The organism is unidentified bacterial endosymbiont, assembly GCF_918320885.1.
Classification (GTDB): domain Bacteria; phylum Pseudomonadota; class Gammaproteobacteria; order Enterobacterales.
This window is the reverse complement of record NZ_OU907312.1, coordinates 1,624,636-1,643,263: the sequence shown is the minus strand read 5'-3', so window position 1 is coordinate 1,643,263 and position 18,628 is coordinate 1,624,636. Positions and strand designations below refer to the sequence as shown.

Here is an 18,628-nt window from a genome sequence, read left to right as displayed (position 1 = left end):
GGGAGTACAGCGCTGTTAGAAGATCCTTTATGCCACGCCATTAGCCATCAGTGGATGTCATCATCCCCTTGAGACTAGGCGCGAGAGCCTCAAACACCTGCTCTGGGCTGATTGCTGCCAAGCGACGCGACTGTTTAGCCCAATAGATCTGCTGTCGTTCGCCATATCCCCCCACTAAGGTTGGATCGGTCGGGCCATAGAGCGTTATATTGGGGACACCCAAGGCAGCCGCCAGGTGAGAGAGGCCAGTATCCAGTGAGACGACGGCTTGTGCCTGTAATAAGTAGTGGCCCAGTTGGTTTAAGGAGCATTTTGGCAGGACCTCTACCCCGGCGTGCTGGTACGCTATCTGTTGCGCTCGCTGCTGCTCTAAGTCGTTCCCCCAAGGCAGTTTTATCTGCAAACCAGTCGGCGCAACTAAGGCGATTAATTGGCGCCAATGGCTAGTAGGCCATAACTTCTGGGCGCGACTGGTGGCATGCAGAAAAACTAAGTAAGGGGTCATAGGCGAGGGTGGCAGTTGATTAAAGTGGTCACGAATGCCATAGTCACCACGCTCAGCCGGTTTCTGGTACCCGAGGCTATAGGCAAACAGTTGGCGAATTCGCTCCACCGCGTGTTGCTGCCGAGAGACCGCGTAACAGTGATCATAAAAGCAGCGAGCCAAAGGCTCTCGTAGGCTGGCGCGATCCAACCCATGTTTAGGTCCACGGGCTAAGCGGGTGATGAAAAAACTACTTTTGATTAAGCCTTGAGCATCAATGATGGCATCATACGGTTGGGACTGTAGTGTGCGGGCAAACTGCGACCACTCACGGTAGGTTTTGAGGTGATGGAGCTGTTGACGCCAACGTCGCAGTGCGATGGGAATAACAGACGCGGTTGCCGGATGCCACCCCGGGATCTCCCTAAAGGGCTCCTCGACCACCCAATCAAAGCGGATAGTGGGATCATGACGTTGCGCGTCTGTGAGCGCTGGGAGGGTATGAATAATATCCCCCAGCGAGGAACTTTTAACAATCAAAATACGCATGATGGCTCCTTCATCGCCAGCAGGGCTTCCAAGGTATCGAAGACTTGAGAGGGCTTGAGGTGGATCAATCGGGGATGATAGCCTTGGTCCCAAGGTTCAGTCACTACCGAGGATTCAGGCGGGGCTGCTCGGAGCGTTCGACCCTGGAGGGTTAATGGGGGCGCAAAGCCGGGATCGGTCGGGCCATACAGTGCCACCACTGCTTTCCCTAAGGCCGATCCGATATGCATTAATCCAGAATCATTACTGACTATCGCTCGGCAACAAGCTAATAGATCAATCACTTCGGTGAGTGTCGTGGTTCCTGCAAAATTGAGACAGCGTGGTTGCAGTGTTGTGGGCAGCTGATCACGAATGGCTGCACAGACTGGCTGATCGTGCAGCGCGCCAAACAGCGCTATCCAGTAGCCCTGGGCGATTAACTGCTCTGCCAAGCAGGCGTAGTGACGGGGGGGCCAGCATTTTAGGGTCCCGATCGCCGTGCCGGGCGCTAGGGCAATCAACCGCTGCCCGCATGGTAACCCAAATTGGGTCATCGTCTGTTCTACCGCAGCAGGGGTCACGGTCAATTGTGGCCAGGGCAGCGGATCGGGTAGCACGACCCGCCCCACAGGGGGAAGAGGATAAGCTAAAGCGGCATAGCGCTGTATCAGCATGGGATAGTGCAGTGGCTCGAGTCGCCGTAGATCATTGAGTAGGCCATAGCGCCACTCACCACGCCAACCAGTACGCTGGGGGATCTGTGCAAACCAGGGGATGAAGGCTGATTTTAGTGAATTGGGGATGACAATCGCTTGCTGATAAGATTCAGCACGCAGCTGGTGGCCGATCGATCGGCGCAATCCTAGCTTGAGCTGGCCATGTGGAATAGGCATGGCCAGGTTCCGATGAACTTCTGGCATTTTTGATAGCAGGGGACGACACCACTCTAGGGCCATCACCTCGATTAAGGCCTGCGGATATTGCTGTTTTAAACAGCGGTAGACGGTGTGTGACATCACCACATCGCCGACCCAGGCAGGAGCAATCACTAAAATTTTCATAGGGTTTGAATTGAGCAGTTAGCCTCGCCAGTGCTACTTTATTCTAGCTATAGCCTCTTCTTTGATGAGTGAGTGATGTAAAAGGGTGATCATAGCCGACAGCAGACACTTGAGTGGGCGGGGCTTCCGTGTCGCTGATGTGAATGAGATCACACTTAAAGCCGCTGACTACCCTCCAATAGTTTGAGCGCTTCACCTGGGGTGATTGGTCGCCCCGCTTCAGAGGATCAACCGCTAAGAGATCAGGGTATCCCTGCTCGTGGAGTGCTTTGATCAGGTTACTGCCAATAAAACCAGCGTCGCCGGTGACGATAATCACAATAAGGCGTTCCTAAAGGGTGCTGTTCAAGTCTGTCAGGGTGTATGATACCATGGTAAGCAATCGGTAGGCGATAGACGATTGTGTCACTGTTTTGATGAGGCTATTGGTGCAATGCAGCAGCTATTACAATTTATAAACAATCATTTATTATTGAGTTTGGTGTGGTTATTGCTATTCATCATCCTGGTCATTACTCTGATAAAAAATAGTCTATCGAACGTTGCGGTGGTGAGTAGCCAAGAGGCTACTCACCTGATAAACCGAGCGGAGGCCGTGGTCTGGGATGTGCGTTCTAAGGAGTCCTTTGATAAGGGACATATTGCAGCGTCGCAACACGTGAGTGCCCAGGCTATTGAGGCCAACCAACTGGGCCCATTAGCGCAGTATAAAGCGCACCACCTCGTGCTGGTTTCTGACGATGGCCTGCAGGCCATGATCTTAGCTAAAAAACTCCATAAACAAGGGTTTTGTCACCTATCGGTGTTGCGTGATGGGCTACTCGGTTGGAACCTCGACCGGTTACCCTTAACCACGGGCTCGGCCAGCCAGCGGTTAGTGAACATTGAGATTTATACGAGAGCCACCTGTCCTTATTGCATTCGTGCTAAAGCGTTGCTCAAACAGCATGGTGCTGAATTTAAAGAGATCGCTATAGAGCATGATGAGCTTAAACAGCAGGAGATGGTCACCCGAAGTGGTCGCACCAGTGTGCCACAAATTTTCATTAATGGAGCGCTGATTGGTGGTTGTGATGATCTCCTGGCGCTGGATGCTCAACAGCGATTGGCAGCCCTGCTTCATTAATATTGCTCGTCAAAGACTCTTTTAGACACTCACTTACCTTGATAAAAGGCAGTATGACTATGTCAGACCAATCCTCCTCGGAGAACCAGTTTCAAATTCAACGGATTTATACTAAAGATATCTCTTTTGAAACCCCTAATACCCCTTTGATTTTTCAACAACCCTGGACACCAGAGATTAAACTAGATCTCTATACCACCTCCAATGAAATAGAGATCGACCTGCATGAGGTCATCTTACAAGTGACGGTGACGGCCCTGCTAGCAGGATCGGTTGCTTTTCTATGTCAAGTGCAACAAGCCGGTCTTTTTGGGACCACAGGGGTGCCGGAGGAGGCTCTGGCCTCCTGTTTGGGCGCTTACTGTCCGACCATTTTATTTCCTTATGCACGCGAGTGCGTGAGCAGTTTAGTGGGACGAGGCTCCTTTCCTCAGCTCGATCTGGCGCCCGTTAATTTTGACAGGCTATTGGTTGATTATTTACAGCGATCAGCCTTGGCCTCGGGCAGTGGACAGGAGCCGTTACAGTAGTGTTATCGCAGCAACCCGCCATAACGATACTGGGTGCAGGCTCCTATGGTACTGCTCTGGCGATGATTATAGCGCGTCATGGTCACCGAGTCGTGCTATGGGGGCATCAACCAAGCCATATCACTCAGCTGCAACAAGATCGTTGTAATGCCAAATATCTACCGGGAATAGCTTTTCCGGAGTCGTTGCTATTAGAGGCTGATCTCGCCAAGGCGCTGGCCAGCAGCCGTGATATTTTAGTCGCGGTGCCCAGCCCGGTTTTTGGCCAATTGATCCAGCAGTTAAAGCAGTATTGGCAACCCTCGAGCCGTTTAGTCTGGGCCACTAAGGGATTAGAGAGGGAGAGTGGCCGTTTGTTACAAGAGGTAGCGCGTGATAGTTTAGGATCTACAGTACCACTGGCAGTACTGGCCGGCCCCTCATTTGCTCGTGAGCTCGCGGCGGGTTTACCGACCGCTATCACCCTCGCGTCTACTGATCAGCAATTTGCTGACGATCTACAAGCATTACTCCATTTTAATCAGGGTCTACGCATCTATCAGACTACAGATTTTATTAGTGTACAGTTGGGCGGAGCCGTGAAAAACGTCATCGCGATTACTGCGGGGATCTCCGATGGACTGGCTTTTGGGATGAACGCCCGTGCGGCCTTGATTACGTGCGGTTTAGCAGAAATGACTCGGCTGGGCGTCGCCTTAGGGGCAGAGGCACACTCTTTTATGGGCATGGCTGGTTTAGGGGATTTAGTGCTGACTTGTACGGACGATCAGTCTCGTAATCGTCGATTTGGGAAGTTATTGGGTCAGGGAGCGTCAGTGCAAGCAGCGCAAGCGGTGATTGGTCAGGTTGTAGAGGGCTATTATAATACCAAAGAGGTTCGGGCGCTGGCACGACGCTGTCGGATAGAGATGCCGATTACTGAGCAGCTGTACCAGGTGTTATATCACGGGAAGGCTATTCAGGAAGCAGCTCAGGACCTGCTAGGAAAAAAAGAGCACGATCAATATGACTTGAACCCTTAAAGCCTAATAGCAGGGGTTCAAGCGCTAGAGATAGTCTGTGGCAGTCGGCAAAAGCCTTAACGTTTAGAGTACTGCGGTCTGCGACGTGCTTTGCGTAGCCCCACTTTCTTCCGCTCCACTTTACGGGCATCACGGGTCACAAAACCCGCCTGCCGTAATTCGGGACGTAGCGAAGCATCATACTGCATCAAAGCCCGGGTAATCCCGTGGCGAATAGCACCCGATTGCCCTGAGATGCCGCCTCCAGTGACGGTAATATAGAGATCAAAGCTCTTTAGCCTATCCAGCAGTGCTAACGGTTGACAGACGACCATACGTGAAGTTTCTCGACTGAAGTACTGCTCTAGTGATCGTTGATTAATCAGAATGTTGCCATTGCCAGGTTTAATAAATACACGGGCGGAGGCACTTTTGCGCCGTCCCGTGCCGTAATAGTGATTGCCTACCATTATTTAAGATCTCGGTGAGTTATAGAGCCAACGGCTGTGGTTGCTGTGCAGCGTGTCTGTGTTCAGAGCCCGCATAGACTTTCAATTTACGAAACATCGCATGACCCAAGGGGCCTTTGGGGAGCATCCCTTTGACGGCAATCTCAATAATCCGTTCTGAATGGCGCGCCAACATTTCTGCAAAAGTGGCCTGCTTAATCCCTCCGACATAACCGGAGTGACGGTAATAAATTTTGTCGCTCAATTTTTTGCCGGTGACTGCCACTTTACTGGCATTGACCACAATGATGTAGTCTCCGGTGTCGACATGGGGCGTATACTCCGGCTTATGTTTGCCCCGCAAACGACTGGCAATTTGCGTGGCCAGACGGCCCAAAATTTTGCCATCGGCATCAACAAGATGCCAATCATGCTGTACAGTTTCTGGTTTAGCTACGAAAGTTTTCATGAAGCGTGTCTATCCAAATTATCAAATGACATCCAATTAAAGGGTGATCTTAACCAATCGTCTCATCATGCTGGGTGTGTGGCGATCACTGCGGGGCAATCAGATAGCACCCCAGTTTGTGAAAACAGGTGGGGACCCATGGATGAAGCTGACCAATTATAAAGAAGTCACTACAGAAGGTCGATAGCTTTTTTGCACTTGTTGAATGCCCTTACAGTGAGCAAGGCTACGGGGCGCTGCTGGTTTACCCAGTATACCCTCTCAGGCCTGGAAGAAATGAGTAGCCGGTCAATGGATAAAGGATCTATAGTGTGCGATTTAAAATAGTCTAATTGCGACTTATAATGGACTCATGACTCTCTAAAAACAGCGATTAGAGGCTAGGGTGGCGAGCGGGGGGCGGAATGCTGGTAAGCTATAGTTTAATGTTATTATTGGGCATCCTAGTGGGTGCCCTAGGGATGCGTTTTGGTAGCCTCAATGGTCGTCGGCACAAGCAAGAGCGGTTGCTGCTGCAACAACGTCAACAGCAGTTGGATCACTGTTATAGTGAGTTGGCTAGCCATGTTGCACGGAATATCACGGTGCTGGAGACGCTCATCAGTGAGTACCGCCTGTTACAGCAGGCACTCCCCAGCACGAGCGCTCGGTTGCCTGATCACTTATTGTACCGGCACAACCTCGGTGGCCGATCGACTAGGGATCAGGAACAGAGCCTGATTAAAGCAGAGCCACCTTGTGATTACTCGAGCAGCCCCTCGGATCTGTTGTCTCCTAAGCAGCCGCTGACTAGCGGATAAAACCTCACTCTATCATGAACGGTATTGGTAAAAATCTATGAAAAAAGCGATTAAAAATGCTGTCTTATTAGCGACCACTCTGGCATGGGGGGTAGGCTTGTTGGGCCCGGTTTCAACCGGTGCTGCACTGCCTACGACCGTCAACGGTCAATCGCTGCCCAGCTTGGCACCCATATTGGAAAAAGTGCTGCCTACTGTCGTGAGCATTGAGGTAGAAGGGACCCAGGTAGAGCATCAGCGGTTACCCGAGGAGTTGCGGTTCTTTTTTGGTCCTCATTTTCCTATGGAGCAGTTCAACCGTCGCCCCTTTCGTGGTCAAGGTTCCGGAGTGATCGTGAATGCTGCAAAAGGGTATGTAGTGACTAATCACCATGTGGTTAAAAGTGCCAGTAAAATTGCGGTACTGTTAAAGGATGGGCGGCGTTTAGAAGCTAAGCTGGTCGGTAAAGAAGAGCAGTCCGATATCGCCTTGCTACAGCTGAGTTCCCCTAAGGGGCTAAAGGCCATCACCTTTGCTGATTCTGACCAATTGCAAGTGGGAGATTTTACCATTGCGGTGGGTAATCCCTTTGGCCTTGGCCAAACGGCCACCTCTGGCATTATTTCAGCCTTGGGTCGTAGTGGCTTCAACCTGGATCACTTTGAGAATTTTATTCAAACGGATGCAGCCATCAATACTGGAAATTCTGGTGGAGCATTGGTCAATTTAAAAGGGGAGTTAATTGGGATTAACACTGCGATTTTAGCACCGAATGGTGGCAATATCGGTATCGGATTTGCTATCCCAGGGAATATGGTCAAAAATTTCATTGATCAAATCGTTAAATTTGGCCAAGTACGGCGTGTCATGCTAGGGATTACCGGGCGTGATTTACAGGAAGATGTCGCCAAGGCCTTAAAGCTCGGGATCCAGCAAGGAGTTCTTGTCATTGAAGTGGTCATCGGATCAGCAGCAGAGAAGGCTGGTGTTAAAGCGGGAGATGTGATTGTTGCTGTAGAGGGGAAACCTCTCCAAAATTTTTCTGAATTAAGAGCCAAAATTGGCTTAATGAGTCCTGATCAAACGGTCCAGTTAGATCTGTTGCGTGAGGGTAAGCCACAGCGTGTGACCGTGCGGTTGCAGTTGATTGAATCCACAAAGATCAACCAAGAGAATTTACACCCTGCCTTGAAGGGTGTAGAGATGCGCAGTGGTGACATAAAGGGTGTTAAAGGGGTAGAAGTCACTTGCATTCATAAAAGAGCCAGGGCTAGCCATTTTGGTTTACAAGAGGGTGATCTCATCTTGACGGTCAATCGGGAGCGCGTGACCACGGTCAGTGAATTAAGCGCGCTATTAAGCCGTAACCCAGAGCTATTAGCGCTGAATGTGCAGCGTGGCGCCTCTTCAATTTATCTTATTCTGCGTTAGCCTCTGGTGACCACTGTCCTCAGGTCAACAGGAAAGCACGCCGTTGCTGGTTAGAATCGGGCAGGCTTTAATACGTGGTGGCCTGGCTGCTGCCCTCATACTCTTCGGCGTCGTCTGGGGCAGTCAGCGGATTTTAGGCATGGGTGTCCTGCCCGCTCTTTTTGGATGGCAACCCGATAGTTATCAGGCAGCTGTGCGACGGGCTGCGCCTGCCGTCGTCCATGTCTATCGAGACCTAGAGAGTGCTGTGGAAGGTAGTGTGCAGCTAGGATCCGGGGTAATTCTCACGCCGGATGGCTATATCATCACTAATCACCATGTGATCGAGCAGGCCACGCATATCACAGTAGCTTTGCAGGATGGCCGTGTTTTCAAGCAGGTACGATTAATCGGCTTTGATAGGTTAACTGATATTGCTGTTCTGAAAATTGAAGCGAATCCGTTACCCACTATCCGGTATAACCTCGATCGATCCGCTCAGATTGGTGATGTGGTATTAGCCATCGGTAATCCCTTTAATCTCGGACAAACAGTTACTCAGGGGATTATCAGTGCTACTGAGCGGATCCATTTAAGCCCTTATGGCGTTGGCAAACAGAACTTTTTACAGACTGATGCTGCTATCAATCAAGGGAATTCTGGCGGGGCCTTAGTCAATACCCTGGGAGAGTTGATTGGAATCAATACCCTTATTTTACTCAATGAGCAAAGTAATGAGGGGCGATCAGAAAGCATTAGTTTTGCTATCCCAATCCAGTTAGCACTCGAGGTGATGCATAAAATCATCCGGGATGGCCGGGTGATTCGAGGTTACCTGGGGTTTGATGTGGTGGAGCTTTCAGCACATCAGCGTAGTTTATTGGGTTTAGCTCAATCCAGTGGGCTGTTTGTCAAAGCAGTGGATCAGCGAGGATTGGCCAAGAGCGTGATGAAGCCTGCTGATATTATCCTGGAGGTTAATGGGGTACCGGTAGCCTCTCCCTTAGCCACTATGGCGCAAGTGGCAGAGATCAGACCTGGAACGCAAATTAAACTGACCGTGTTACGGGAAGGGCTGCAACAGACACTGCTGGTCACCGTGGCCGAATCTCCTATGCATTAGTGGTGTTTCACTGATGCGTTCAATCCGGGCACCCAGCTGCCGTAATTTATTCTCGATGCCTTCGTAACCGCGATCGATGTGATCAATGTGGTAGATCTCCGTGGTCCCCTCAGCAATGCAACCTGCCAGGACTAGGCTAGCGGAGGCACGGAGATCGGTGGCCATCACTTGAGTGCCGACTAATCGTTTAACACCTTGGCTGATCAGCTGATTGCCAGAAATTTTTGCCTCTCCCCCCATGCGTATTAATTCTGATACATGCCTAAAGCGGTTTTCAAAGATAGTCTCCGTAATGATCCCCGTGCCGCTGGCGACTAAGTTGAGCAGGGTAAAGGTGGCTTGCATATCTGTGGGGAAGCCAGGGTAGGGCGCAGTATGAAGATTCACCGAGCGCGGGCGCTGGCCATGCATATTTAAACTGATCCAATCGGGACCGGTAGTGATCTCTGCGCCTGATTCACGTAATTTAACCAGTACGCTCTCTAATAGAGGGGCTTGGGTTTGGCGGCAGAGAATGTGACCGCCAGAGACAGCCGCAGCGACCAAGAAAGTGCCCGTCTCTATACGGTCTGGCAGAATACGGTAGTGTCCACCCCGGAGCCGCTCTACCCCCTCAATGGTGATTGTTCCGGTACCGGCCCCCTGAATATTCGCCCCCAAAACATTGAGGAAGTTAGCAGTATCGACAATTTCTGGTTCATAGGCCGCGTTGTCAATGGTGGTAGTCCCCTGGGCTAAGGTGGCTGCACTCATGATGGTTAGGGTGGCGCCGACACTAATCATCGGCATCACGATGGGTGCACCCTGTAACCGTTGGGGGCTTTTGGCTTCGAATGATCCCTGCTCTACTAGAATTTTGGCACCTAATTGCTGGAGTCCGCTAAGATGCAGATCGACTGGCCGGGCGCCGATGGCACACCCACCCGGCAGTGATAGCTCTCCTTGGCCAAAGCGGGCCACTAAAGGTCCGAGTAACCAAATCGAGGCCCGCATGGTTTTTACCAGCGCGTCAGGCGGGCGGAGTTTATTCACGTGACGGGTATCGATCTCAAGGGTCCCTTGTTGAAAATGGACCTCTGCGCCCAGGCTTTGCAGGAGTTCAATGGCACTGTAGATATCACGGAGGTGTGGAACGTTGTGCAGCACCACGGGCTGTTCGGTTAACAGCGTGGCAAATAGAATCGGCAATGCCGCATTTTTAGCGCCAGAGATAGCTATTTCACCAGAGAGTGGCGGGCCACCGTCAATGCAAAATTTATCCATCGTTACGATCCTCTGTCAACGAATTTAGGCTAACAGGCGACGGCGCTGCCACTCTTGAGGAGTAAACGCATGAATGGTTAGGGCGTGGATCTGCTTTTCAGCGAAATGCGCCAATAAAGGTTGGTAGACTGTCTGCTGTTTTTTAACGCGTGTCATACCAGTAAACAGAGTACTGACAACCACAATGTGGATATGGCTGCCCTCTTGGGTCACTTGCAATAGGTCCAACGGCTGTTCTTGCGCCAGTGTTTCGGTTAATAGTGTTTGAAGGTCATCCGTCATCATGTTGTTCTATCAATGGATTGCTCTGTTCAAGGTAGGGCATCACAATAGGCCGCAAGTTATAAATGTCTATTAATGATTGTAATGGTCGAGTAACCCCCCGGATCTGACAAGCTATCTGTCGTTGAGTGGCGAGTTCAGCAATCTGGAGCAGCCCTACAAGCCCCGCGGAATCAATGCGGATCAAGGCACTCAGATCGATGATCAGGCACTCACTGCTCAAGAGCTGTTGCCGCTGCTCCCACAAACCGGTCACGGTAGTATAGTCTAATACTCCGTGTAGGGTTAATCGATGGTGGTGATCGAGTGCCCACTGAAGTGTTTCGAGCCTATTAATGGTTAGCCTTCCTGGGGGGTTACGGATTGTCGAGCATCCTCGTGCAGTTGTTCGATGAAGGCTTCAAAGCCTAATCGACGTAGCAGGGCAGTCCACTCCTGTTGTTTGGTAGCGATCAGGCTGATCCCTTCCACGAGAATATCATAGAGTTGCCACTGTTGGTTTTTACTATTTTGGCGCCATTTAAAATCGATTCGTAACGGTGTTAAGGCTTTTCGCAACAGATGCAATCGAACGGTAACCACGGTGCGGTTTGTAAAAGGTTTTTCAGGCTCAAGGTGATAGTCATATTGTCGATAGAGTGCTAATACCTCAGCATAGCTCTGCTCAAGGTACGCTTCCAGCGCTTGAAAATAGCGTTGCTGTTGCTCGGCATCCAGCGTATTAAACAGCGGGCCTAAAATCAAAGCACCGGTGTAGCGGATATGGACAAAGGGCATCAGCTCTTGGCGTACGATGACTCGCAAGTAGTTGACATCGTGTGTAATCTGCTGTTGTTCTCGGTTGATTCTTTCAAAAGTGCGCTGGGCTAACTGCTGCATCAATTGATAAGGATTACTGGACTCTAATTCATCAACAAAGGCTGGCAGGGCTAACAGTAATAGTAGCGGAGCAGCGCAGCAGAGTAACCACAGACGGGAGCAGTGACCTTTTAACATCGTCATGCCTTACGGTGTTTTTTTGCGAGAATAGATCAATTGGCCGATCAACTCTTCTAATACAAGAGAAGATTGTGTCTCTTCAATAGTATCACCAGACTTCAGAGAAGAGACCTCCGAATCAACGAAACCGGGGACCAGCGCTAGATATTTCTCCCCTAATAAGCCTGCAGTACTGCTCACTAGGCGGCTAGTAGCCGGCAAGGCATCATAGCGTTTGGCCACCGCTAATTGCACCCGTGGGCGATAGTCACTATCCAGCGTAATGTGAGTGATTCTCCCGACGGTAACGCCCCCAATTTTTACTGGGGAGTGAATTTTTAGGCCATTGATATTGTCGAAAGTGGCGTAGAGAGCGTAGGAGGGTTCACGCTTAAATTCGCTGTTAGAAGCGACTTTTAAACTGATAAACAGCAGTGCAAGCAAGGCAGCGAGTATAAAAATACCTACGCCGAACTCCATACTTTTAGACGGTGGCATCGTCACGAGTTTCCTAATATTACTACTGGCCAAACAGCAGAGCGGTTAATAAAAAATCCAGAGCCAAAATGGCTAGAGAAGAGTATACCACGGTTCGGGTAGTCGCTTGGCTAACGCCCGCCGCGGTAGGTGTCGCATCATAACCATTGAACAGTGCAATCCACAAGATGGCTATCGCGAATACCGCACTTTTGACTAGCCCGTTCAAAACATCATGGCGCCAGCTGACAGCCGACTGCATGAGTGGCCAAAAATGGCCAGCGTCTACGCCTTTCCAGTCGATGCCTACCAGCGCACTGCCCCAAATACCGACAGCAATGAACAGTAAGGTTAATAAAGGCAGGCTGATGAAGCCAGCCCAAAAGCGTGGTGCAATCAGCCGGCGTAAGGGATCGATCGCCATCATCTCTAGGGATGCCAGCTGCTCGGTAGCCTTCATCAGTCCTATCTCCGCCGTCAGCGCTGATCCGGCCCGCCCAGCAAACAGCAGTGCCGTGATGACTGGACCTAGCTCACGTAGCAGCGAGAGCGCTACCATCTGCCCCAGGCTCTGTTCGGCGCCGTAGGTGACCAACACCAGGTAACTTTGCAGACTGAGTACCATGCCAATAAACAGGCCGGAAAGCGTCACAATCAGTACCGATTGTAGCCCCAACTGATAGAGTTGATAGCGGAGCAATCGCCACTGTTTGGCCAGTTGTGGACGGCTAATCAGCGCTTGGAACAACATCAATCCGGCACGCCCAAAGGTGCTGCAAAACAGCACCGCTTGGGAGCCCAGTAGGGTGATGAGTTTCAATAACATGGCGTAAACAGGGCTTGATGATAGTCTGTGGTTGGGTAGTGAAAAGGCACAGGTCCATCGGCAAGACCTTTTAAAAATTGATGGGTCTTCGGGTTGGTAGAATGGCGGAGCTGAGTCGGGGTTCCTTGGGAGATCACCTGTTGATCGGCAATAATATAACCATAATCAGCGAGCCGGAGTAGGGTAGAGATCTGATGGGAAACGATGAGACAGGTGATGCCAAGTGATCGATTTAACTGTCGGATTAAGGTCACTAAAATACCAGTCGTGATAGGATCTTGACCCACAAAGGGTTCATCGAACAGCAGTAGCTCTGGATCGAGGGCAATAGCCCGTGCCAAGGCGGCCCGTCGAGCCATGCCGCCAGAGAGTGTCGAGGGCATGAAGTGGGCAGCACCTCGTAACCCAACGGCTTCCAATTTCATCATGACCAGGGTGTGAATGAGTGCCCGGGGTAGTGACGTATGTTCCTGTAGTGGAAAGGCCACATTATCAAACAGGGTCAGATCGGTAAACAGGGCCCCTGATTGAAACAGCATACTCATCTTTTTACGTAGGGCATAGAGCTGTTGGCGTGGCAGCATTGGAATATTCTGCTGTTTAAAGAGTACGGCTCCTGTTTGTGGCCGCTGCTGCCCACCAATCAACTTCAGCAGCGTTGATTTACCGCAGCCAGAAGGTCCCATCAAAGCTACAATCTTTCCCGTAGGGATCGAGAGTGTGATATTGTCAAAAACCCGCCGCCTTGGGTAGTCAAAGGTGATGTCACACAGCTGTACCAAGGGGGCCCTACTTTTTGGCATTCTAGAGGCTCTTTGTTTATAGCATTAACGCTGGCAATCCATAATGGCGAATAATAGGCTTTTCTACAGGCACTCTCAATGCTTATTCTTATGATGGCGGGTACTGACTGATCCTCATCAGGGATTGTCTATTGATTTCGGAAGCAGTAGTGTAGTGGTTGGCGCCAGGAGATGAGATGAACCGGAATGACACCATTTGAGTTTCAACACTGGGGGCAGGAGGTATTAGCCATAGAGCTGGCTGGCCTCCAACAACTGCAGCAGACCATTGCGCAAGCGGCGTTTTCTCAGGCCTGTGAGCAGCTCTACCACTGTCGTGGTAAAGTTGCGGTGCTTGGGGTGGGCAAATCGGGACATATCGCTCGTAAAATTGCTTCAACCCTGGCCAGCACGGGAACCCCCGCTTTTTTTGTCCATCCCAGTGAAGCGAGCCATGGCGATTTGGGGATGCTGAGTGCCAAAGATTGCCTATTGTTATTGTCACACTCTGGAGAGACGCCAGAGTTGCTGGCGCTGCTAGGGGGCTTCAGACGGTTACCCTCGCCTTTGATCGCCATCACGGGCGAGCCCGGTAGCACCTTGGCACAGACCGCTGATGTCCACCTGGATATTGGGCGCTTGAAAGAGGCCTGTCCGCTGGGTTTGGCGCCGACCTCCAGCACCACTGCAACCTTGGTTCTGGGTGATGCACTAGCCGTGGCGCTGTTACGGGCACGTGGTTTTACCCAGGAGGATTTTGCGAAGTCGCATCCTGGCGGACGGCTAGGACGGCGATTACTGTTACAGGTGAAAGAGATCATGCGGTGTGGCGATTTGGTTCCACAGATTGCCCCACAAGCGTCACTGCGTGATGCGGTGTTAGCCATGACCCAGCATGGCCTGGGCATGACGGTGATTTGCGATGAGCAGCAGCGGGTGCAGGGGCTGTTTACTGATGGAGATTTACGACGGGCTTTGGATTTGGCCCTCGATCTAAACCATACGAGAATTGGCGACCTCATGACCCCCGGCGGCCTACGCATTTCAGCACACTGTTTAGCCATGGAGGCATTGGAACTGATGCAGGCGCATCGGATTACCACTTTGCTGGTGATGGCTGAGGAGCGGCTAGAGGGGGTGCTGCATCTCCATGATCTATTAAAAGCAGGGCTCGTCTAATGGGTGATTGGGTGGAAACCGTTTATGGACCAATCAACGCTACACTATTAACGCAAGCACAGCGGGTTCGTCTTTTGATCTGTGACGTTGATGGGGTACTCTCCAATGGGTTAATCTATCGAGATAGCCGTGGTGAGGAGTTAAAAAGTTTTCATGTACAGGATGGTTATGGGATTCGACTGCTGCAAGCCTTGGGGCTAGAGGTTGCTCTCATCACTGGTGGAACCTCACGCATGGTGAACGATCGGGCAGCGATGTTAGGGATTGAGCATCTGTATCAAGGTCAACGAGAAAAAGTAACCCCTTTTCAACAGCTGCTGCAACGACTGCAGTTAACAGCGGACCAGGTAGCCTATATTGGCGATGATTTGATAGATTGGCCGGTGCTGCAACAGGTCGGTTTAGCAGTGGCTGTTACGGATGCGCACCCCTGGTTGCTGCCGCGGGTACACTATGTAACCCGCAAAGCGGGTGGTCAGGGTGCCGTCCGTGAGCTCTGTGATCTGCTGTTATTAGCCCACCAGCAGTTTCCCGGTATGGAACTGTCGCCGGCTTCCTCAGGAGGAGCCATCCAGTGAAGTCAGGCGTCAGCGGATTGCTGGCACTCATCGCTTTAGGGCTGGGGATTTGGCTGGCGCTGCTGCCCAAGCGAGCCGGCCACTCTGCGCTGGTTGAGCGCTTCTCTCCACAACATCAGTGTCACTCCCTGGTCACGGTGGTTTACGATGCGCAGGGAGATCTTCATTATCGTTTAGCAGCGGCGGCCGCTCAACATGACGCACGAGGGCAGATCAGCTATTTTGAACAGCCACAGCTACAGCTATTTAATGCGTCCCAGCAGATCAGTTGGGTGGTGCACGCCAACCAGGCACGATTAGTGCAGCAGCGGCAGCTCTATTTAAGTGGTAATATTGAGATCAGGAGCTTGATGGCAGATACGGCGTTGCAAAAAATGGTGACAGAGCAGGTGCAGATTGATCTCATTGATCAGGCGATCCAGAGTGATCAGCGTGTGACCCTCTCTGGGCAGCAGTTTATCTCCCGGGGCAACGGCTTACGGGGTAACTTCAACCAGCGGGTCTTTACGCTGCTGAATTCAGTGAAAACTCACTATGCTGTTCAACCACACGCTTAGCCTATTATTCCTGCTGCTTTTGGTGCTCTTCACGGGACCACTGAGCGCGTTAACCAGGGATAGCCAACAGCCGATAGAAATTGTCTCCCAGCGTCAATCACTCGATCTAAACAGCCACCGCATGACTTTTAGTGGGCAAGTGGTTGTTACGCAAGGATCGATTAAAATCCACGCCGATCGGGTGGTGATCACCCGAATTAACAATCAATCAGGGCAAGAAGAGGTGGAGGCCACGGGGACTCCAGCTACCTTTTATCAGCTGTTAGAGGATCAACAACCGGTTCATGGCTCTGGGCAGACCATGCAGTATCATGCTCAGAAAGGTCTCTTGATTTTACAGCAGCAGGCACGCCTTAAACTGCGTGATAATCAGATTCAGAGTGATCGCATTACTTACCATCTTTTACAACAGCGCGTTCAGGCAGAGAGTGCTGCTCAGCAACGGGTCAAAATGCTGTTATGGCCAGAACAGCTGCAGCAACCAGTGAAGCAGAAACCATGAAGCCGCCATGGCCCAGTTGAAAGCAGTGCGACTAGCAAAAGCCTATCGAGGGCGCACCGTCGTTGAAGACGTGAGTCTGACAGTGCAGTCGGGTGAGATTGTTGGTTTATTGGGTCCGAATGGTGCCGGAAAAACCACCACCTTTTATATGGTGGCTGGGATTATCCGCTGTGATGCCGGTCATATCTTTATTGATGATCGCGAGATCAGTGCTTTGCCGTTGTATGCCCGAGCTCGTCTAGGGGTGGGGTATCTGCCACAGGAGGCCTCTATTTTTCGCCGCCTGACCGTTTTTAATAACTTGATGGCGGTGTTAGAGCTGCGCTCTGATCTCACGCGTCAAGGCCAACTAGCTGCGGCAGAAGCCTTGCTAGAGACTTTTAACCTGGGGGCTTTGCGTGAGCAGTTGGGCCAAGTGCTCTCGGGCGGAGAGCGTAGGCGGGTAGAGATTGCCCGCGCGATGGCGGCTAATCCACAATTTATTTTATTGGATGAACCTTTTGCTGGGGTGGATCCTATCTCAGTGATTGAGCTTAAAAAAACGATTCAGCGTTTGCGGCGACAGGGGGTAGGACTATTGATTACTGATCACAACGTGCGTGAGACCTTAACGGTCTGTGAGCATGCTTATATTGTTTCACAGGGGGTCGTATTAGCCCAGGGAACCCCAACGGAGATCCTCCACAACCCCTCGGTGCAACAGGTCTACTTGGGGGAAGGATTTCGCTTATAGTGACTGGAAGGGTTTGTTCTAACGTTATCACAGGCAGACAGGCAGCACGCTCACCTTGCAAGCGGTTGCCGTGTACACTGTGATAGAGAGATCTGATGGATGTGATTAAGGAGTTAACTGATGCAAATCAATCTTTCTGGGCAGCACTTTGAGATTACCCCCCACTTACGTGATTATGTGAATGAAAAAGTCCCAAAACTCTCCCGTTTTTTTGATCCCATCCCGTTGATTCATGTGGTCTTAAAGGTTGAAAAGATGCAGCATATTGCAGAGGCCACCTTACAAGCGAATGGGGAGGATCTGCATGCTACCGCGAGGGAAGCGACGATGACAGCGGCGATTGATAGTTTGATCGATAAATTGATTCGTCTATTAAAAAAACACAAAGATAAACGGCTGCACCACTAGTTTTTGCCACCAAGGGAGAGGCTCGACCCTCTGTGAAGGGAACAGAGGCTCGCCGGCAGGAGCGCCCATGCGCTTAGTGCTGGTCAGTGGTCACTCTGGTTCGGGGAAATCGGTAGCCCTGCATCTTCTAGAAGATAGGGGCTACTACTGCGTTGATAATTTACCGATTAAATTATTGCCCCCGTTGATTGAGCTGTTAGTGGCGCAGGGAACCCCCTGCGCCGTGAGCCTAGATATTCGTAATTTACCTGCCACATTAGCAGCCCTAGAGCGAGTGCTACAGGGGTTGCCTGGTGAGATCACCCCTTGGTTTCTGTTTTTAGAAGCTGATCCGCTGATCTTGATGCAGCGTTATAGTGATACACGCCGCGGTCATCCTCTGGCACACCGTCATGACTCTTTAGAGAGCGCCGTGGCTGAGGAGCGACTACTGCTGGTGCCGTTGCGGGCTAAAGCAGATTTAGTTATTGATACTAGCCAGCTGTCGGTTCATCAGTTGGCAGAGATCATCCGCGACCGCTTAGTTGATGAAGTTGAGATCTCATTAAGGTTGGTCTTTGAGTCCTTTGGTTTCAAGTATGGGATCCCCAGGGGCGTTGATTACCTGTTTGATGTCCGTTTTTTACCCAATCCCTATTGGGATTGGTCGCTACGGCCGTTGGATGGGCGTGATGAGTCGGTAGTCACTTTTTTTAAATCGCATTCTGAAGTAGCGCACTTTATTAGCCAAACGGCGAGTTATCTTGCTGAGTGGCTGCCGATCATCGAGCGCCATGATCGTCACCATCTCACGGTGGCGATTGGTTGCACCGGAGGACGCCATCGCTCAGTTTATGTGGTCAATCAGTTAGCAGCGCATTTTCAGCGGGCGGGCAAGCGAGTGCAAGCGCGTCATACGGTTTTAGCGCAGCAGACAGCCAACGATTAAGCGGCTGCCTCAACAGTGCCCCCCTGGTGCTGCTACCCCGCTGATTAATCAGAACAAAAAAAACAAAAAAAATAAAAAAATGAACTATCCTAAGATTGGTTGGTGACAAAAGTATGGTGACAGCCTACGACAATACCAACTGGGAAGAGAGAGGGATAGGAGTTCGTCTCC

24 protein-coding genes and 2 pseudogenes are annotated in these 18,628 nt (G+C 51.1%); 14 read left to right on the top strand and 12 right to left on the bottom strand.

Features of this window, described 5'->3' with window-relative positions:
* Positions 1-40: 40 nt before the first annotated feature.
* The 3 genes from rfaC to NL324_RS08150 are packed head-to-tail and all read right to left on the bottom strand — an operon-like array spanning position 41 to position 2,395.
* The gene (gene rfaC, locus NL324_RS08160) at positions 41-1,033 is read right to left on the bottom strand and encodes a lipopolysaccharide heptosyltransferase RfaC (RefSeq protein ID WP_253307070.1); all 993 of its coding nucleotides are present in this window, start codon (positions 1,031-1,033) and stop codon (positions 41-43) included.
* Positions 1,021-2,076, bottom strand: coding sequence for a lipopolysaccharide heptosyltransferase II (gene waaF / locus NL324_RS08155; protein WP_253307069.1), 1,056 nt, complete (start codon positions 2,074-2,076; stop codon positions 1,021-1,023). Before waaF ends, rfaC begins: the two co-directional genes overlap by 13 nt.
* 43 nt (positions 2,077-2,119) lie before the next feature.
* On the bottom strand, positions 2,120-2,395 hold the full coding sequence (locus NL324_RS08150) for an NAD-dependent epimerase/dehydratase family protein (RefSeq protein WP_253307068.1): 276 nt from the start codon (positions 2,393-2,395) through the stop codon (positions 2,120-2,122).
* 114 nt (positions 2,396-2,509) lie between these two features.
* Between NL324_RS08150 and NL324_RS08395 the strand changes: the two are divergent.
* The 4 genes and pseudogenes from NL324_RS08395 to gpsA form a co-directional block, all read left to right on the top strand.
* Positions 2,510-2,896 (top strand): annotated as a pseudogene (locus tag NL324_RS08395) (rhodanese-like domain-containing protein); the annotation flags it as partial.
* 57 nt (positions 2,897-2,953) lie between these two features.
* Positions 2,954-3,202, top strand: a complete 249-nt coding sequence (gene grxC / locus NL324_RS08390; RefSeq protein WP_366516367.1) for a glutaredoxin 3 — start codon at positions 2,954-2,956, stop codon at positions 3,200-3,202.
* Positions 3,203-3,261: 59 nt separating this feature from the next.
* Entirely contained in the window at positions 3,262-3,732 is a 471-nt protein-coding gene (gene secB, locus NL324_RS08140; RefSeq protein WP_253307066.1) for a protein-export chaperone SecB, read from the top strand.
* The gene (gene gpsA, locus NL324_RS08135) at positions 3,732-4,754 is read left to right on the top strand and encodes an NAD(P)H-dependent glycerol-3-phosphate dehydrogenase (protein ID WP_301282765.1); all 1,023 of its coding nucleotides are present in this window, start codon (positions 3,732-3,734) and stop codon (positions 4,752-4,754) included. Before secB ends, gpsA begins: the two co-directional genes overlap by 1 nt.
* A gap of 56 nt (positions 4,755-4,810) precedes the next feature.
* Here the strand turns inward: gpsA and rpsI are convergent, their stop codons facing one another.
* Positions 4,811-5,203: a 30S ribosomal protein S9 gene (gene rpsI, locus NL324_RS08130; protein WP_253307065.1), complete on the bottom strand. Its 393-nt coding sequence runs from the start codon at positions 5,201-5,203 to the stop codon at positions 4,811-4,813.
* A gap of 19 nt (positions 5,204-5,222) precedes the next feature.
* Complete coding sequence (gene rplM, locus NL324_RS08125; protein WP_253307064.1) at positions 5,223-5,651, bottom strand: 50S ribosomal protein L13; 429 nt, start codon at positions 5,649-5,651, stop codon at positions 5,223-5,225.
* Between the two features lie 404 nt (positions 5,652-6,055).
* On the opposite strand from rplM, the gene NL324_RS08120 reads away from it, so the two are divergent.
* The 3 genes from NL324_RS08120 to NL324_RS08110 are packed head-to-tail and all read left to right on the top strand — an operon-like array spanning position 6,056 to position 8,964.
* Positions 6,056-6,451, top strand: coding sequence for a ZapG family protein (locus tag NL324_RS08120; protein ID WP_253307063.1), 396 nt, complete (start codon positions 6,056-6,058; stop codon positions 6,449-6,451).
* A gap of 49 nt (positions 6,452-6,500) precedes the next feature.
* On the top strand, positions 6,501-7,862 hold the full coding sequence (locus NL324_RS08115) for a Do family serine endopeptidase (protein WP_436298268.1): 1,362 nt from the start codon (positions 6,501-6,503) through the stop codon (positions 7,860-7,862).
* 43 nt (positions 7,863-7,905) lie between these two features.
* Positions 7,906-8,964 carry a trypsin-like peptidase domain-containing protein gene (locus NL324_RS08110; RefSeq protein WP_253307061.1) on the top strand — a complete coding sequence of 353 codons (1,059 nt, stop codon included), beginning with the start codon at positions 7,906-7,908 and terminating at the stop codon, positions 8,962-8,964.
* A gap of 9 nt (positions 8,965-8,973) precedes the next feature.
* Here the strand turns inward: NL324_RS08110 and murA are convergent.
* The 7 genes and pseudogenes from murA to NL324_RS08075 all read right to left on the bottom strand — a co-directional run.
* Positions 8,974-10,227, bottom strand: a pseudogene (gene murA / locus NL324_RS08105) (UDP-N-acetylglucosamine 1-carboxyvinyltransferase); the annotation flags it as partial.
* A 24-nt stretch (positions 10,228-10,251) separates the two neighbouring features.
* Positions 10,252-10,512, bottom strand: coding sequence for a BolA family protein (locus NL324_RS08100; RefSeq protein WP_253307060.1), 261 nt, complete (start codon positions 10,510-10,512; stop codon positions 10,252-10,254).
* On the bottom strand, positions 10,499-10,846 hold the full coding sequence (locus tag NL324_RS08095; RefSeq protein WP_301282781.1) for an STAS domain-containing protein: 348 nt from the start codon (positions 10,844-10,846) through the stop codon (positions 10,499-10,501). Before NL324_RS08095 ends, NL324_RS08100 begins: the two co-directional genes overlap by 14 nt.
* Positions 10,847-10,848: 2 nt before the next feature.
* Complete coding sequence (gene mlaC, locus NL324_RS08090; protein WP_253307058.1) at positions 10,849-11,505, bottom strand: phospholipid-binding protein MlaC; 657 nt, start codon at positions 11,503-11,505, stop codon at positions 10,849-10,851.
* Between the two features lie 9 nt (positions 11,506-11,514).
* The gene (gene mlaD / locus NL324_RS08085) at positions 11,515-11,985 is read right to left on the bottom strand and encodes an outer membrane lipid asymmetry maintenance protein MlaD (RefSeq protein WP_253307057.1); all 471 of its coding nucleotides are present in this window, start codon (positions 11,983-11,985) and stop codon (positions 11,515-11,517) included.
* 22 nt (positions 11,986-12,007) lie between these two features.
* Positions 12,008-12,790, bottom strand: coding sequence for a lipid asymmetry maintenance ABC transporter permease subunit MlaE (mlaE, locus tag NL324_RS08080; RefSeq protein ID WP_253307056.1), 783 nt, complete (start codon positions 12,788-12,790; stop codon positions 12,008-12,010).
* Positions 12,781-13,593 carry an ATP-binding cassette domain-containing protein gene (locus tag NL324_RS08075; protein ID WP_253307055.1) on the bottom strand — a complete coding sequence of 271 codons (813 nt, stop codon included), beginning with the start codon at positions 13,591-13,593 and terminating at the stop codon, positions 12,781-12,783. The genes mlaE and NL324_RS08075 overlap by 10 nt, the downstream gene beginning before the upstream one ends.
* Before the next feature lie 186 nt (positions 13,594-13,779).
* Here NL324_RS08075 and NL324_RS08070 point away from each other — a divergent pair, with 186 nt between their 5' ends.
* The 7 genes from NL324_RS08070 to rapZ all read left to right on the top strand — a co-directional run bounded on the left by NL324_RS08070 (position 13,780) and on the right by rapZ (position 18,457).
* Entirely contained in the window at positions 13,780-14,751 is a 972-nt protein-coding gene (locus NL324_RS08070) for a KpsF/GutQ family sugar-phosphate isomerase (protein ID WP_253307054.1), read from the top strand.
* Complete coding sequence (kdsC, locus tag NL324_RS08065) at positions 14,751-15,329, top strand: 3-deoxy-manno-octulosonate-8-phosphatase KdsC (RefSeq protein ID WP_253307053.1); 579 nt, start codon at positions 14,751-14,753, stop codon at positions 15,327-15,329. The genes NL324_RS08070 and kdsC overlap by 1 nt, the downstream gene beginning before the upstream one ends.
* Positions 15,326-15,886, top strand: a complete 561-nt coding sequence (lptC, locus tag NL324_RS08060) for an LPS export ABC transporter periplasmic protein LptC (RefSeq protein ID WP_253307052.1) — start codon at positions 15,326-15,328, stop codon at positions 15,884-15,886. The genes kdsC and lptC overlap by 4 nt, the downstream gene beginning before the upstream one ends.
* Positions 15,864-16,388 carry a lipopolysaccharide transport periplasmic protein LptA gene (gene lptA / locus NL324_RS08055; RefSeq protein ID WP_253307051.1) on the top strand — a complete coding sequence of 175 codons (525 nt, stop codon included), beginning with the start codon at positions 15,864-15,866 and terminating at the stop codon, positions 16,386-16,388. Before lptC ends, lptA begins: the two co-directional genes overlap by 23 nt.
* Before the next feature lie 7 nt (positions 16,389-16,395).
* Positions 16,396-17,121 carry an LPS export ABC transporter ATP-binding protein gene (lptB, locus tag NL324_RS08050; protein ID WP_253307050.1) on the top strand — a complete coding sequence of 242 codons (726 nt, stop codon included), beginning with the start codon at positions 16,396-16,398 and terminating at the stop codon, positions 17,119-17,121.
* Between the two features lie 120 nt (positions 17,122-17,241).
* On the top strand, positions 17,242-17,529 hold the full coding sequence (hpf, locus tag NL324_RS08045) for a ribosome hibernation-promoting factor, HPF/YfiA family (RefSeq protein WP_253307049.1): 288 nt from the start codon (positions 17,242-17,244) through the stop codon (positions 17,527-17,529).
* A gap of 67 nt (positions 17,530-17,596) precedes the next feature.
* The gene (gene rapZ / locus NL324_RS08040) at positions 17,597-18,457 is read left to right on the top strand and encodes an RNase adapter RapZ (RefSeq protein ID WP_253307048.1); all 861 of its coding nucleotides are present in this window, start codon (positions 17,597-17,599) and stop codon (positions 18,455-18,457) included.
* Positions 18,458-18,628 lie beyond the last annotated feature (171 nt).

Excerpts from the sequence above, each read along its gene's own strand:
- rfaC (WP_253307070.1), bottom strand. The coding sequence starts at position 1,033 with ATGCGTATTTTGATTGTTAAAAGTTCCTCGCTGGGGGATATTATTCAT.
- waaF (WP_253307069.1), bottom strand. The coding sequence starts at position 2,076 with ATGAAAATTTTAGTGATTGCTCCTGCCTGGGTCGGCGATGTGGTGATG.
- secB (WP_253307066.1), top strand. The coding sequence starts at position 3,262 with ATGTCAGACCAATCCTCCTCGGAGAACCAGTTTCAAATTCAACGGATT.
- rpsI (WP_253307065.1), bottom strand. The coding sequence starts at position 5,203 with ATGGTAGGCAATCACTATTACGGCACGGGACGGCGCAAAAGTGCCTCC.
- rplM (WP_253307064.1), bottom strand. The coding sequence starts at position 5,651 with ATGAAAACTTTCGTAGCTAAACCAGAAACTGTACAGCATGATTGGCAT.
- NL324_RS08120 (WP_253307063.1), top strand. The coding sequence starts at position 6,056 with ATGCTGGTAAGCTATAGTTTAATGTTATTATTGGGCATCCTAGTGGGT.
- NL324_RS08100 (WP_253307060.1), bottom strand. The coding sequence starts at position 10,512 with ATGATGACGGATGACCTTCAAACACTATTAACCGAAACACTGGCGCAA.
- mlaC (WP_253307058.1), bottom strand. The coding sequence starts at position 11,505 with ATGTTAAAAGGTCACTGCTCCCGTCTGTGGTTACTCTGCTGCGCTGCT.
- mlaD (WP_253307057.1), bottom strand. The coding sequence starts at position 11,985 with ATGCCACCGTCTAAAAGTATGGAGTTCGGCGTAGGTATTTTTATACTC.
- mlaE (WP_253307056.1), bottom strand. The coding sequence starts at position 12,790 with ATGTTATTGAAACTCATCACCCTACTGGGCTCCCAAGCGGTGCTGTTT.
- NL324_RS08075 (WP_253307055.1), bottom strand. The coding sequence starts at position 13,593 with ATGCCAAAAAGTAGGGCCCCCTTGGTACAGCTGTGTGACATCACCTTT.
- NL324_RS08070 (WP_253307054.1), top strand. The coding sequence starts at position 13,780 with ATGACACCATTTGAGTTTCAACACTGGGGGCAGGAGGTATTAGCCATA.
- kdsC (WP_253307053.1), top strand. The coding sequence starts at position 14,751 with ATGGGTGATTGGGTGGAAACCGTTTATGGACCAATCAACGCTACACTA.
- lptA (WP_253307051.1), top strand. The coding sequence starts at position 15,864 with ATGCTGTTCAACCACACGCTTAGCCTATTATTCCTGCTGCTTTTGGTG.
- lptB (WP_253307050.1), top strand. The coding sequence starts at position 16,396 with ATGGCCCAGTTGAAAGCAGTGCGACTAGCAAAAGCCTATCGAGGGCGC.
- hpf (WP_253307049.1), top strand. The coding sequence starts at position 17,242 with ATGCAAATCAATCTTTCTGGGCAGCACTTTGAGATTACCCCCCACTTA.
- rapZ (WP_253307048.1), top strand. The coding sequence starts at position 17,597 with ATGCGCTTAGTGCTGGTCAGTGGTCACTCTGGTTCGGGGAAATCGGTA.